Here is a 14791-nt window from a genome sequence, read left to right on the forward strand (position 1 = left end):
ACAAAGCAAAAGTGCGGCCAAATTCACCGCACTTTTCATCAATATTTGATTAATTGGTTTTTAATTTATTCCAATATTTTTCGTAAATGTCCACTGCTTCCCCCACATCGCCTTGCATAATGCCTTTTTCAATGTTTTCAGCAGATGGGAACAAGGTCGGGTTATTCGCCATCTCTGGTGAAAGTAACGCTTTCACGCCTTCATTTGGCATTGAGAAGCCCATTTTTTCAACCACTAATTTCGCATTTTCAGGACGAAGTAAGAAGTCGATAAATTTATAAGCGCCCTCTGTATTTTTCGCACCTTTTGGAATCGCGTAGTTATCCATCCAGAAAATCGCGCCTTCTTTTGGATACACAAATTGGATACTTGGATTTTCTTTGTGTGCTAAATAAGCCGAACCATTCCATAACATACCGATAGAAGCTTCACCTTGAACAAACGGCACTTCTGGCGAGTCAGAGTTAAAAGTCACCACATTTGGTAACAATTTCACTAAGCGCTCGTAAGCCGCTTTAATGTCTTCTTCATTCTTGGTATTGGGTGATTTTCCATCTAATATCAATGCAATGTGGAACACTTCACGCGCATCACTGGTTAATAATACCTTACCTTTAAATTCCGGATTCCAAAAATCAGCCCAACTCGTAATTTTGCTTGGGTCAATATCATCCGCATTCACGCCGATACCGGTTAAGCCATAAACGTAAGGCAGAGAATATTTGTTATTTGGGTCAAATTCCTTGTTTAATAAATTTGCTGGAATTTGTTTAAAATTACTTAATTTGCTGTGATCAAGCTCTTGTAACATGCCTTCTTTCGCCATTTTGTTGACGTAATAGCTTGATGGGAAAACTAAATCATAACCACTACCTGTACTAGAGGTCAGCTTCAATTTAGCATACATTTCTTCATTACTTTCAAATGTTGAATAAATCACTTCAATGCCGGTTTCTTTGGTAAATTCCGCAACCAAATTAGATGGCACATAGTCAGTCCAGTTATAAACATAAAGTTTTTCAGCAGCAAATGCCGCAGAGGTTGCGACGAATGCGACGGCAGACAGACAAAGTGATTTAATGTATTGAACAGCATTTTTTTTCAATTTATTGACCTCCTCAGGACAATCAAAATAAACCTTAAGCAATCGTTTACTTATGTAAACTTAAGGAGTATAGCACCTTTTTTGCAAAAGGTTTGACATATTTTCCCATCAGGGTAAGATTCCCTCAATTTCAATTTTATGTTAATTAGGCATCAATCATGCTCGAATTTGCTCATCAAGAACATATCAAATCTTATTATTTCGACAGTCGAAACCAAACCTTCGAATTGCCCCCTCTCACTCAGCAAGAAGAAGCGGATGTTTGTGTTATTGGTGCGGGTTTCTTCGGTTTATCCGCAGCCCTTGAATTAGCAGAAAAAGGCAAGAAAGTCATTGTGTTAGAAGGTGCAAGAGTAGGATTTGGCGCTTCCGGCAGAAGTGGCGGTCAAGCTATCAATGGTTTTGAAGAAGGCATTGATGAATATATTGCTCAAGTGGGCTTTGATAAAGCGAAAAAACTTTGGGATATGTCGCTAGAAGCCATTGATATTATTGATGAACGCATTGCGAAATATGGCATTCAATGCGATTGGAAAAAAGGCTATGCCACATTGGCGTTAAATGAACGTCGTATGGATGATCTCATTGAAATGGAAAAAGCCAGCCACGCGACTTTTGGCTATGACAAAATGCAACTTTGGGATAAAGCCAAACTGAAACAACATCTAGGCAGCGATATTTATGTAGGCGGTTTATACGATAGCAATTCAGGCCACTTACACCCACTTAACTATTGCTTAGGCTTAGCAAAAGCCTGCTTAGATTTAGGCGTGCAGATTTACGAACAATCGCCCGTTGTGGATTTAATAGAAAAATCAGGTTGTATTGAAGTTAAAACCGATAAAAGTGCGGTCATTTCTCAAGACGTTATTTTAGCCACCAACGCTTATATTGATGCACTACCGAAATCCATTCATCACGGCATTAATCGTAAAATTTTGCCAGTCGAAAGCTTTATTATTGCAACCGAGCCATTAGATCAAGCCACGGCTGATTCCGTAATCAATAATGGCATGTCTGTTTGTGATAACAATATTTTGCTCGATTACTATCGTTTGAGTGCGGATAACCGTTTGTTATTTGGTAGCGATTCAAGCTCCGAAAAAGATATGGTGCAAATTATGCGCCGCAATATGCTGCATGTCTTCCCACAATTAGAAAACGTCAAAATTGACTATGGCTGGGCTGGACCGATTGATATGACAATGAACGCTACCCCACATTTCGGGCGTATCTCACCGCACATTTATTTTGCTCAAGGCTATTCTGGACACGGCGTCGCACTCACTGGACTTGCTGGACGCATTATTGCCGAAGCAATTTTAGGCAATGACGAACGTTTGAGAATTTTTGAAGGGTTGAAAGTGCCTTCGTTTTACGGTGGAAAATCCCTCAAAAACTTAGCCACCAAGATCGGCACACTCTATTACAAATTCCTCGATCGTTATCGTTAATCAAAAAAAAAGCAAAGGCGTGTATCAAACACGCCTTTATTGTTTCGATGACATTTAAGGTTTAATGTCTCGTAAAATTGGATTTTGCATGGAAATCAAGGTTTCCGTTGATTGAATTTCATCAATTAACTGGATCTTAGTCGCCAACACGGAATGTAATTCAGCAATGGTGTGTGTCATCACTTTGATAAAAATAGAATAATTTCCCGTGGTGTAATAGGCTTCCACCACTTCATCAAAGGTGTCGAGCTTTTTAATCACTTTTTCGTAATCTTTTGCGCTTTTCAAAATAATGCCAATAAAGCAGCACACATCATAACCCAGCTTACGCTCATCAATAATCGCTTTTGTGCCTTCAATCAAACCAGACTGACGCATTTTCTCTACACGAACATGAATCGTACCTGGGCTCACGCCAAAGCTTTTCGCCATTTCGGCATAAGGTGTACGCGCATCTTTAGTCAGCACACGGAGAATTTGGCGATCAAGTGTATCGATATTGTTCATAAAACACTCCTTATTAGATCTTTTTCAAAATATCTTCTTTATTTTTGATAATATTCAACATTTAAAACAATGTAAAGAAATTACTTGAAATAATTTGTCATTTTATTGAATAATACGCAACAAATCTTACCAGTTATTATAAAAAGAAGGATAAATATGAAAAAGACGTTTATTTTACAACAACAAGAAATTAGCTTTGTGAAGAACACCTTTACTCAAAACTTGATTGAACAACTTGGCATTATCGAAGTACAAGGTCCAATCCTTAGTGAAGTTGGTAACGGTATGCAAGATAACTTATCAGGCATTGAGAAAGCGGTTCAAGTAAACGTGAAATGTATCCCAAATGCGGTTTATGAAGTGGTTCACTCATTGGCTAAATGGAAACGCCATACTCTCGCTCGTTTCCACTTCAAAGAAGGGGAAGGCTTATTTGTTCATATGAAAGCATTACGTCCAGATGAAGATTCATTGGATCAAACTCACTCTGTTTATGTGGACCAATGGGACTGGGAAAAAGTGATTCCTGAAGGTCGTCGTAACTTTGCTTATTTAAAAGAAACGGTACGTTCTATCTATCGTGCAATCCGTTTAACTGAATTAGCGGTAGAAGCTCGCTTTGACATTCCATCAAGCTTGCCAAAAGAAATCACTTTCGTACATAGTGAAGATTTAGTTAAACGCTATCCGGATCTTTCTAGCAAAGAGCGTGAAAACGCGATTTGTAAAGAATATGGTGCGGTTTTCTTAATCGGTATCGGCGGTAAATTATCAGACGGTAAACCACATGATGGTCGTGCACCAGACTACGATGACTGGACAACTGAATCTGAAAACGGCTACAAAGGCTTAAACGGCGATATTTTGGTGTGGAACGCTGAGTTAGGTAAAGCGTTTGAGCTTTCTTCAATGGGTATTCGTGTGGATGAATCTGCGTTACGTTTACAAGTTGGTTTAACCGGTGATGAAGATCGCTTAAAAATGGATTGGCACCAGGATTTATTAAACGGCAAATTACCTCTCACCATCGGTGGTGGTATCGGTCAATCTCGTATGGCAATGCTTTTACTTCACAAAAAACACATTGGTGAAGTGCAATCAAGCGTATGGCCGAAAGAAATGTTAGAACAATATCAACACATTCTTTAATCGAAAGAGAAAATAAAAAAGTGCGGTGAAATTTCACCGCACTTTTGTTTTTGGAAAGATTAATTAATCTTGCAATGGCCCGCTGTTAAACATTGGTAATCCCATGGTTTTTAAGCTGTCACGATAAATACCCAGCAAGTCTTTCTCCGTAATTTTTTGTAACTGATCTAACGGTTTATCTAACGCAGCGACAGTTTCAATTACAAGACCTTGTGGACCAGATTCTTGCGTGGCAATTTCAAATAATGCTTGTCCACGACGAACATGACTACCCGAACTAATCAACACAGCATGTTTGATTTTATGTTTCGCTAAAGAGTAACGAGAGAAAAGCGCATTTTCGACTGTTGAACGCGCATAGTTATCAGAATAAATACGGCTTGCATCAACGCCTTTCTCAATCAACCATTGCTTCATTAAATCCCCTTCGGTTTTATTGTTTTGTGGCACTCCGCCTGTCACAATAATTAACGCATCTGGATTTTGATTCGCAATTTCTAAGGTTTTCTCTAAACGTTGTACCAAAATATCATGCATACTGCCATCTGGATTTAAAGCGTACCCCAACGTAATAATCGCCGATTGCGCCGGTAACTTGGCTTCAAGTTTGTCAGTAATTGGCTGACTAGCCGCTTTATCAATCACCGTAAAGACTTTTTCTAATTTACTTGCGCTTTCTGGTGAAAGTTGTTTTAAGCGGTCTAAATGTTTAGTTGCTTCCGCTTGATTGCCTTTAAAACGATTCCAGGCAGCCAAGTAAGTATGTGCTTTCACATCATCTGGCGCCACATCAAGCACTTTTTGGTAAAGCTCAATCGCTTTATCTGTATTACCGTTATAAATATTGGCATTCGCTGCACCAAATAAAAAATCCACACGATAAGGCTCGAGCTTGTACGCTTCTAATAAAAGATCCGCAATACGCTCCATATTGGAAGGAAGTTTCGCGGTAAAACCTGCATTTGAAACACGAGCGGGCGAGTTTTGGATTTTCACCGCTTGTTCAAGCAACTCATCCACAACCTATCTTTGAGTAAGAAGTTGTTGATAATTTAATTGAGGCTCAAGCACTTTCACTTCTGCCGTGCTGGCGAAGCTGTTTACTGCAAGAGATGAAAGCACAGCAAGTAAAGAAACCTTGAAGATTTTTTGCATAATTGATTCTCCATATTGGATTGAATAACAAAAAGAGCGGTCACTTTTTTATCAGTTTCCGCTCTTTTCACTAAGCTTGATTCATCGACATACACAATAACGTCAATGGATGGATACAAGTCACGTTAGATGACATATCGATCTGCCATTTACAAGTTTGGCATTCAGAGATCACGTAATCAAATCCGCCTGCATTGATGTTATCGAATAAGTTTTTACCGATAGATTGGGAAACCTCGTAGTTTTCTTCTTTGAAACCGTATGTCCCTGCGATACCACAACATTGTGATGGTAGCATCACCACTTCTAAACCTGGAATTTGTTTTAACACTTCCAAGGTGTATGGTGCCCAACCCGCTTTATCCACGTGACATGCGGTGTGATAAGCCACGCGCAATTTCAATGGTTTAAGCGGTAAGGTTTTACCTTCTTTAAAGAGTTGATATAAGAATGGTGTCACCATGTGAATATGCGGACGAACTTTCGCATTATCGATACCTAAAATATGATGATATTCATCACGTAAATTTAAGGCACAACTTGATGCTTCACTGATCACATCCAAGCCATTTTCATCCACCATTTTACCGATATAATCGGTGTTAAATTGCGCGATTTTTTTCGCACGTTCTGGGAATTGGTTCACGCTTAATGGCAAGCCACAGCATTTTTCTTTTTCCAATAACACCACGCCAATATCCATGGCATTGAACACTTGAATAAATTCTTTACCCAATTGTGGATTATTGTAGTTCACATAACAACCGTGATAATACGCCACTTTGCGTTCGAATTTTTGTTGGCTTTCCAACATTTTTTTCATATACCAGCTGCGGAACGTACCAAAGGAATATTTTGGTAACGTACGATGACGGCTAATTTTTAATGCTTTTTCCAACACAAATTTTGTCGCTTTCAAGCCCGTAATCGTATTCACAATCGGGGCAAGCGGTGTATTAAGTGACCCCATAATATCGGTGTTACTTAAAATCGCATCACGTAATTTTTGCACTGCTGGTTTATGTTGTTGAGCAAGATATTTGTTTCTTGCGCGAACGATAATGTCACCAATTTTTACATCAGACGGACAGGCAATTTCACAACGTTTACAGTTAGTACAGTATTTCAATGCTTCATCATAAAGCTCGGCTGATTTTAAGCGTAAACGCTCACCATCCGGACCCGATTGTTTTGGACCTGGATAGTTTGGATTTTGACGCGAAACCGGACATACCGCGGTACAAGCCGTACATTTAATACAGCTCTCAAAACTTTCATCAAATGCATGATTGTGTTGTGGTGCATTAAGGGATTGTTTTGCATTTTCAATTAATTGTTGAATGTTCATAACGCCTCCTTAATGTGTGTTGTGAAGAATTTCATCAGCAACAGCAAGCGCTGTTACCACTGCCACGCCAGAACCACAACCGAGTTCTAGTGCATTGAAACCACCAATCACATTACCCACCGCATATAAATTCGTTAAAAATTGACCGCTCTTTTTCACTTGGCATTGCGCGTTAATCGCCACACCTGCAGATTGGTACGGTTGTGGATTTGAGAAACGGTGATCTGTCCAAGTAAAACGATCGGTATCGTTAAAGCCTTCCACACCAATGATGTCAGAATGGAATACGGGTTCGTAGATTTTATCGAATTCAGAAACTAAACCTTTACTGAAGAAGCTGCCGGAAGCTAAGACGAAATGCTCAGCCGTGATTTCTTCCTCTTCGTGCAAACGCGTTTGAATAGCACGAACTTTGTTGCCATGAAAATGTGCTTTTAATGCGCTATCACCATTCATCATGAGTCCGCCTAATTTCTCAAAACGATGACGTAATTGAATACGTTGACGCATACCTAATAAAGACGGTGGTAAAGTTGGCAATTCAAATAATGGCAAGCCAGTTGCTTTACGAAGTGACTCCATAAACTCTTGATTTTCTAACCCGAAACAAGCGGGTAAGAAAATTGCTTCGGTGCCTTTCGCGGCTTCTTTCATTTCAGCCACAAGATCATCAAATTTCAGTTTATATTCTAAAACTTGTGCAATGTTCACACTGCGGAACTCACGAGAGTTTGCACGTAACTGATCTAATTCTGGAATATTTAAAAAGCCTGTTTTTACTTCACAATGTGCAAACTGTGGATTCAGCGTAAGGTTATCCGCCAATAATTCTGGTTGGAAATCGTGATAGCCTTCAATGCCTAAAACCGCAATTTTTTTATATGGGAATGGGGTTTCGCCTTGTACGGTTGGCACACTATTTGGTGAAAGCCATGCACCACGTAAGCTACCTAAACCCGTTACGCGAAGATGATTTTCGGCACTTGAGCCAATTAAATCTAAATTTAACGATTCCGCTAATTTTTCGAAATCTTGCGCTTTCGCTAATACTCGGTCAGCCCCCATGATGCTATAAGGGTGTTGCGGTAATTGAGCGGAAAGTGTGGTCAAATTTTCAGGAATATTTTTAACAAACGCACCATTTGGTAAACGGCTTAATAAATCCAATGAGCCAGATGCAAAATCAATCGCCGCTTGGCCGTTATTAATAATGACACAACGTTTGCCTTGTTCTTGTAGGGCGATGCCGCAAGTTAAACCTGCAAGGCCACCACCAATAATCACTACATCAAAATTCATTGTTATCCGTCCCTTGCTGTTTCTCAGTTTCAAGCGGTTGAACATCATTTAAGCCCAACACACTGCCATACATCCATGAAGTAAATTCCGCTTCACGAATCGCTTCGCCCCATGCAATAGGTTCAATACCACGCCAACGCTCTTCCATAAAGGAGGTTAATTGTGTGGTCGATTGACGAGGTGTTGCCACTTCAAAACGGTTCATTAAGCCCGCCGCACGGCATGCGCAAAGCTCAGCTTGGCAAGTCCCCATCCCCACACGAGTACGGCGACGTAAATCTACTAAGTTATTCACATTTAATTCATCAACGGCATAACGTACTTCACCTGCTGTCACTGCTTCACATTCGCACACCATTGAACGATCAAGACGTTCTTTATCTAATAAACGAGTTGCACGAGAACCATGACGATATACGGCTGAATAACGAATCGTACTTGGAAGTGAAATGACTTTCTGATTGGTTTCTGCACGACTTTCACTTGAACCCGGTAATGGACGCTCTGCAGTTGTACAACGTGCTGTTTTATTGAGTTTTTTACAAACAAGATCTGTTGCCCATTCAGCCATTAAGCGATAAGTCATTAATTTACCGCCAGTGATAGTAATAAAGCCGTCTAAGCCATCACGCTCTGCGTGGTCAAGTAACACGATACCACGACTCACATTACGACCTGATGGGTCATCATCAGACGCTACTAACGGACGCACACCTGCATAAGCACGTAATACGCGAGTATGACGCAAGCTCGGCGCGAGTTTTTCCCCTTCACGGAAAAGAATATCCACTTCTTCTGGAGTTACTTCCATATTGTCGATTTGATCGTAAGGAATACGGCTAGAGGTTGTACCGATAACGCAAATAGTATCACCCGGTACAAGAATGTCCGCATCTGCCGGTTTACGACAACGGTTAATCACCATTTTGTTGATACGGTGCCCCATAACAAGCAATGCACCTTTTGCTGGGAACATTTTGATTTTGAGATCCGCATATTCTGCGATGCCTTGTCCCCAAATACCACCCGCATTAACGACTAATGGCGCAAAGAATTTACGATTTACGCGATTTTTGTGATCGTAGACATCCACACCGATTACTTTGCCACCTTCGCGAATTAAGCTTTTCACTTCGCAATAAGTGAACATTTTCGCGCCATTTTCGGTGGCATCCATCACGTTAGAAGCCGTTAAACGGAAAGGATCGATTGAACCATCTGGCACCACAACGGCACCCACTAAATCTGGGTTTACCGATGGTTCCATAATTTGGGCTAGTTTAGGATCAATGGCGACAGCTTCAATACCGGATTTGGTACAACTTTCGATGAAGGTTTTTTGATAATCAAGGGAATCTTCAGGTAAGGTAATAAATAAACCTTCTGTTTCATCCACACAGTGACGAGCGATATTGCGCAGAATTTTATTTTCTTTAATACATTCTTCTGCTGATTCTTGATCGTTTACGGCATAGCGGGCACCACTATGTAACAAACCATGGTTACGGCCTGTTGCGCCTGTCGCAATATCACGACGCTCTAATAAAATACAGTTAATTCCACGCAATGCACAGTCACGAGCAATCCCCGCACCTGTTGCACCGCCACCAATGATAATCACATCCGTCGAGATAGGTGAAAAATCACCCACATCACGATACATATTAGGCGATAATCCCATTGTTACCCCCAAAGCCAAAATATTAATAAAAAGAAACGTAAAAACTGTTACAAATTCCATGGCTATTGTATGGGAGAGCGGTTAAATTCACAACATTCTGAGCGAAAAAGAAAGCTGTTTTGTGAGATAGATCACACAATTTTCGAATTCGCTCATTTGTTAAAAAATATTTTGTGAAATACATCACATTTTTGAATTATTTCTCTTTTTAATTTCTATTTTTATTTTATCATGCACGCTATCCCCATCATGGGGGTGGACTCATAATTAAAATGATTTTGGAGAGAAATTATGTTTGGACCATTTAAACCCGCTCCGCATATTGCGGAACTTCCAGCGGAGAAAATTGATTCCACGTATAAACGCTTACGTTGGCAAGTGTTTGCAGGGATCTTCTTTGGTTATGCCGCTTACTATTTTGTACGTGCAAACTTTGACTTGGCACAACCTGGTTTAATTCAAGCCGGCTTGTACTCAAAAGCGGAATTAGGTGTTATCGGCTCAGCGGCTGGTCTTGCCTATGGTTTATCTAAGTTCGTCATGGCAGGTATGTCTGACCGTTCGAACCCTCGTGTATTCTTACCATTTGGTTTATTGCTTTCTGGTCTTTGTATGACCATGATGGGTTTATTCCCATGGGCAACTTCAGGCATTGCCATTATGTGGGTAATGATCTTCTTAAATGGTTGGTTTCAAGGTATGGGTTGGCCTCCATGTGGTCGTACAATGGTACACTGGTGGTCTAAATCAGAACGCGGTACTATCGTATCTATCTGGAATACCGCGCACAATATCGGTGGTATGATGCCGGGTGCAATGGTGCTATTAGCAAGTGCAGTGTTCTTCAGCACTCATGGTATCGAAGCACAAGCAAAAGACATTTGGCAACAATCCCTCTACTATCCGGGTATTGCGGCAATGATCTGTGCAATTCCAGTTTACTTCGTGATGCGTGATACTCCACAATCTTGTGGTTTACCGTCAATCGAAAAATGGCGTAATGACTACCCAGATGACTATAACGAAAAAACTTACGAAAACGATTTAAGCACAAAAGAAATCTTCGTAACTTATGTATTGAAAAACAAATTGTTATGGTACATCGCGATTGCTAACGTATTCGTATACTTAATCCGCTACGGCGTATTAAAATGGTCTCCGGTTTACTTAAGTGAAGTAAAACACTTCAACATCAAAGGTACCGCATGGGCTTACACAATCTATGAATTAGCAGCGGTTCCAGGTACATTATTATGTGGTTGGGTATCAGATAAAGTCTTCAAAGGTAAACGTGGTTTAACCGGTTTCATCTTCATGATCTTAACTACAGCAGCAGTTGTAGCATACTGGATGAACCCAGCTACACCAGAAGCTGAGCTTGCAAACTACTCTGCTTGGTATGAAAACCCATATCAATTAACTGACTTCATCTTAATGACCTTAATCGGCTTCTTAATCTACGGTCCTGTAATGTTAATCGGCTTACACGCTCTTGAGCTTGCACCGAAAAAAGCAGCAGGTACAGCAGCAGGTTTCACCGGTTTATTCGGTTACTTAGGTGGTACTGTTTCAGCATCAGCTGTTATCGGTTGGGCAGCACAACATTATGGCTGGGACGGTGGTTTCTATGTCATGATCGGTGGTGGTGTCTTAGCGGTGTTATTACTCTTCATCGTAATGGTTGAAGAAGGTAAACACAAAGCGAAATTAGGCGACACCTACGGTAAATAATCTATAAATTAAAGGCGACAGGCGAAGGCTTGCCGCCTTTTTTATTACAAAAACAACTGAATTTTTAACCGCACTTTAAAAGGAGATAATGTGATGAAATTGAATAAATTAACCATTATGTTAGGCGCGGCAGTTATGGCAAATGCAGCATTCGCAAATCAAACTTGTGAAGCGCCCTATCGTTCAGCCCTCCCCGCTTATACTTATAAATTAGACAAGGTGATCGAAGTCAACGGACGTCAAGGCATTACCACTGATGGCAAATATTTATATGTATCGGGCAGCAAAACGCTCGCCAAATACGATATGGATGGAAAACTGATTAAAGAAAATAAAGATCCTTTTGTCGGCTACCAAAAGGAAGCCAATCACATTGGCGACATTGATATCTACAACAATGAACTTTATGTTTCCTCCGAATGGTTTGATGCCGGCGTAGGTAAAAATATTCAAATTGCCATTCACGATCCCGAAACCCTCGCATTAAAAAGATCGGTTGATTTTAATCCTGAGTCAGGTCAAGTCGAAGTTTCCGGCATCACCGTAGATACCGTTCATAATTCAGTTTGGATGGCATCTTGGGTGGGTGAGGAAAGCGGCCGTTATTTATATGAATATGACCTTTCAACCGGCAAATATAAACGTAAAGTACATTTACAACCTGTTCCACAATGGATTCAAGGGGTTTATGCCTACAACGGTGATCTCTACGTCACATCTGATGATGGTACGGCAGATGAAAAAGAACCTGATCATATTTATCGTGTAGAAATTTCAGATAAAAATAATGAAGCTCGCGTTGTTTTAGAAAAAACATTGAATGACATTCGAGATGTCGGCGAAGTCGAAGGCTTGAATGTGAATCCAAAAACGAAACAACTACTTGTCCATGCAAACCGAGGCAAACAAATTGTGCTAGGGATGCCAAAAGGATTTTATCCAGGATATGACCGTGAAATTAGTGAAATCTATTTTTACGACATGAAACCAAGATGTAATAAGTAAATCAAGGAGAACACACCATGAAACTCAAAACTTTAGCGCTTTCTTTATTAGCTGCAGGCGTACTTGCAGGATGTAGCGCACACTCTTCTGTGGACACTATGAAATCAGACAAAATTATCATTGCTCACCGCGGCGCAAGTGGTTACTTACCAGAGCATACACTTGAGTCTAAAGCGCTTGCATTTGCACAACATGCAGACTACTTAGAACAAGACTTAGCGATGACAAAAGATGGTCGTTTAGTGGTTATCCATGACCACTTCTTAGATGGTTTAACTGACGTCGCGAAAAAATTCCCAAATCGTCATCGTAAAGATGGTCGTTACTATGTCATCGACTTCACCTTAAAAGAAATTCAAAGTTTAAATATGACTGAAAACTTTGAAACTAAAGACGGTAAACAAGTTGCAGTATATCCGGGCCGTTTCCCACTTTGGAAATCACACTTCAAAATCCATACTTTTGAAGATGAGTTAGAATTTATCCAAGGTTTAGAAAAATCTACCGGTAAAAAAGTGGGTATCTATCCTGAAATCAAAGCCCCTTGGTTCCACCACCAAAATGGCAAAGACATTGCAGTTGAAACCCTTAAAGTGTTGAAAAAATACGGTTACGATAAGAAATCTGACATGGTTTACTTACAAACCTTCGACTTCAATGAGTTAAAACGTATCAAAAACGAATTGCTACCAAAAATGGGCATGGATTTAAAACTTGTTCAATTAGTGGCGTACACCGACTGGCATGAAACCGAAGAAAAAGATGCGAAAGGCAAATGGGTGAACTACGATTACGATTGGATGTTCAAACCAGGTGCAATGGCAGAAGTGGTGAAATATGCTGATGGTGTTGGTCCAGGCTGGTACATGTTAGTGGATAAAGAAAAATCTAAACCAGGCAACATCGTGTACACCCCATTAGTGAAAGAACTCGCACAATACAAAGTGGAATTACACCCATACACTGTGCGTAAAGATGCTTTACCTGAATTCTTCACTGACGTAAATCAAATGTACGATGCGTTATTGAATAAATCTGGCGCAACTGGTGTATTCACCGACTTCCCAGATACTGGCGTTGAGTTTTTGAAAAAACAAAAATAATACGTAAGTAAAAGTAATAAAAAGAGCGGTCAAAATTCGTTGTGATTTTTGATCGCTCTTTTTATTACTTGATAAACTTAACTTCCTAACTCTAATAATCTAGTCATTAAATTATCATATTTTAAATTACTTAATCTTTCTTCTAAAACATCAATCAAATCATTTAATGATATTTCTTTAACCAAAATATTATCACTATCTTTGATTATTCTAGTTTTATTTTTAGTAATGATCCACACTTGCTTATTGTTAGTTGTGTTGAGACTAATCTCTTTAGTATCTATAGTTATTTGAGTCTTATTTAACCTAGCAATATAATTTTCTATCTGATCTTTTTTGTAATCCTGGTAATACTCGGACAATGTACAATCATAAAGAACTTCAAGAGCCTTAATTTTGAAGAAACCATCTGCATTTCCTGCTTGCTTAGCTCTTGGATATTGATATGTATCAGTCAAGCCTAGTAGCTTTAATATTGTAAAACAATAATCTTCAAAGACATATGGATCTGAAATCAGATTAGCATTATCCCTTACTGTCTTTATGATGTTATGTATTGTTTCCATTAAAGTAATATTCGTTTTTCCTCCAACCAGTGAATTATCTTTTCTTATATTTATTGCAGATAGAAAACCATCCTTACCAACTCTAATCTCAAAAAAAACAATATCGTCCTTATTTAGAGATGAAAAAGATAATCCATCAATAAGATTAGCTCTTTGGAAATATATATCTCTCTTTCCATCTACACTAAGAATAAATCCACTTTCTTTTTCTACATTAATTATTTTTATTCTGCTCTGCTGAATACCAATAGGAATCGTACTTTCTATGCTATTAGCATAACATTGTTCATCAGATATATTTGGAATAAAGCTAACTTCCATTCCTTCTGATAGTTGTTCAAAGCTAATATTGCTTAAATTAGACTCTATAAAATAAAAATCTTTTTCAGAACCCCCCTCTACTTTATGAATAAATCCCGAACGTTTATTTGCCAATAATTTCTTAATTTTCCCTTGAATTCTTTTTGACATAAATAGTCCTTATTAATATAAAGATGGATAAAAATTATTATCCAATAATATAACCCAAAACCATCCTAATACAACACCTAACATACCTAAAACCCACATTTAAGCAACCATCCTTGATGCTCACATTTTGGATAGCATGAATTATTCTCTACACTGGAATATACGATACATGATTCATCAATTTTTAATAACAAAAAAGCTTGCTGTTTATCCCAGC

The 14791-nt window shown here is 39.3% G+C and carries 11 protein-coding genes and 1 pseudogene; 5 read left to right on the forward strand and 7 right to left on the reverse strand.

The genetic code is table 11. From position 1 onward, the window contains the following. Nucleotides 1–49 precede the first annotated feature (49 nt). The gene (locus AC979_RS08320) at nt 50–1105 is read right to left on the reverse strand and encodes an extracellular solute-binding protein (RefSeq protein ID WP_049373805.1); all 1056 of its coding nucleotides are present in this window, start codon (nt 1103–1105) and stop codon (nt 50–52) included. Between the two features lie 158 nt (nt 1106–1263). On the opposite strand from AC979_RS08320, the gene AC979_RS08325 reads away from it, so the two are divergent. Further along, nucleotides 1264–2559, forward strand: coding sequence for an NAD(P)/FAD-dependent oxidoreductase (locus AC979_RS08325; RefSeq protein WP_049373806.1), 1296 nt, complete (start codon nt 1264–1266; stop codon nt 2557–2559). 54 nt (nt 2560–2613) lie between these two features. Here the strand turns inward: AC979_RS08325 and asnC are convergent, their stop codons facing one another. Then, a complete protein-coding gene (gene asnC, locus AC979_RS08330; protein WP_049367595.1) occupies nt 2614–3066 on the reverse strand; it encodes a transcriptional regulator AsnC in 453 nt (150 codons plus the stop codon). Nucleotides 3067–3222: 156 nt separating this feature from the next. Between asnC and asnA the strand changes: the two genes are divergently transcribed. Then, nucleotides 3223–4215 (forward strand): aspartate--ammonia ligase, encoded by a 993-nt coding sequence (gene asnA / locus AC979_RS08335; RefSeq protein ID WP_049365717.1) that lies wholly within the window; start codon nt 3223–3225, stop codon nt 4213–4215. Nucleotides 4216–4278: 63 nt separating this feature from the next. Here the strand turns inward: asnA and AC979_RS08340 are convergent. From AC979_RS08340 to glpA, 4 genes and pseudogenes are all read right to left on the reverse strand, one after another. Next, nucleotides 4279–5370, reverse strand: a pseudogene (locus AC979_RS08340) (ElyC/SanA/YdcF family protein). Nucleotides 5371–5440: 70 nt separating this feature from the next. Then, a complete protein-coding gene (gene glpC, locus AC979_RS08345; protein ID WP_049373807.1) occupies nt 5441–6718 on the reverse strand; it encodes an anaerobic glycerol-3-phosphate dehydrogenase subunit GlpC in 1278 nt (425 codons plus the stop codon). Nucleotides 6719–6727: 9 nt separating this feature from the next. Beyond that, a complete protein-coding gene (gene glpB, locus AC979_RS08350) occupies nt 6728–8017 on the reverse strand; it encodes a glycerol-3-phosphate dehydrogenase subunit GlpB (RefSeq protein WP_049373808.1) in 1290 nt (429 codons plus the stop codon). Next, a complete protein-coding gene (gene glpA, locus AC979_RS08355) occupies nt 8007–9698 on the reverse strand; it encodes an anaerobic glycerol-3-phosphate dehydrogenase subunit A (RefSeq protein WP_049373809.1) in 1692 nt (563 codons plus the stop codon). Before glpA ends, glpB begins: the two co-directional genes overlap by 11 nt. Nucleotides 9699–9989: 291 nt before the next feature. Between glpA and glpT the strand changes: the two genes are divergently transcribed. The 3 genes from glpT to glpQ all read left to right on the forward strand — a co-directional run bounded on the left by glpT (nt 9990) and on the right by glpQ (nt 13537). Then, entirely contained in the window at nt 9990–11429 is a 1440-nt protein-coding gene (glpT, locus tag AC979_RS08360) for a glycerol-3-phosphate transporter (protein ID WP_049373810.1), read from the forward strand. Nucleotides 11430–11522: 93 nt separating this feature from the next. Continuing rightward, the gene (locus AC979_RS08365) at nt 11523–12434 is read left to right on the forward strand and encodes a hypothetical protein (protein ID WP_049365712.1); all 912 of its coding nucleotides are present in this window, start codon (nt 11523–11525) and stop codon (nt 12432–12434) included. 17 nt (nt 12435–12451) lie between these two features. Further along, a complete protein-coding gene (gene glpQ, locus AC979_RS08370) occupies nt 12452–13537 on the forward strand; it encodes a glycerophosphodiester phosphodiesterase (RefSeq protein WP_005697412.1) in 1086 nt (361 codons plus the stop codon). 77 nt (nt 13538–13614) lie between these two features. Here the strand turns inward: glpQ and AC979_RS08375 are convergent, their stop codons facing one another. Further along, on the reverse strand, nt 13615–14574 hold the full coding sequence (locus AC979_RS08375; RefSeq protein ID WP_005697357.1) for a cold shock domain-containing protein: 960 nt from the start codon (nt 14572–14574) through the stop codon (nt 13615–13617). Between the last annotated feature and the right edge of the window lie 217 nt (nt 14575–14791).

The sequence above is a fragment of the Parahaemophilus parainfluenzae genome (genome assembly GCF_001053575.1).
Lineage (GTDB): Bacteria > Pseudomonadota > Gammaproteobacteria > Enterobacterales > Pasteurellaceae > Haemophilus_D > Haemophilus_D parainfluenzae_S.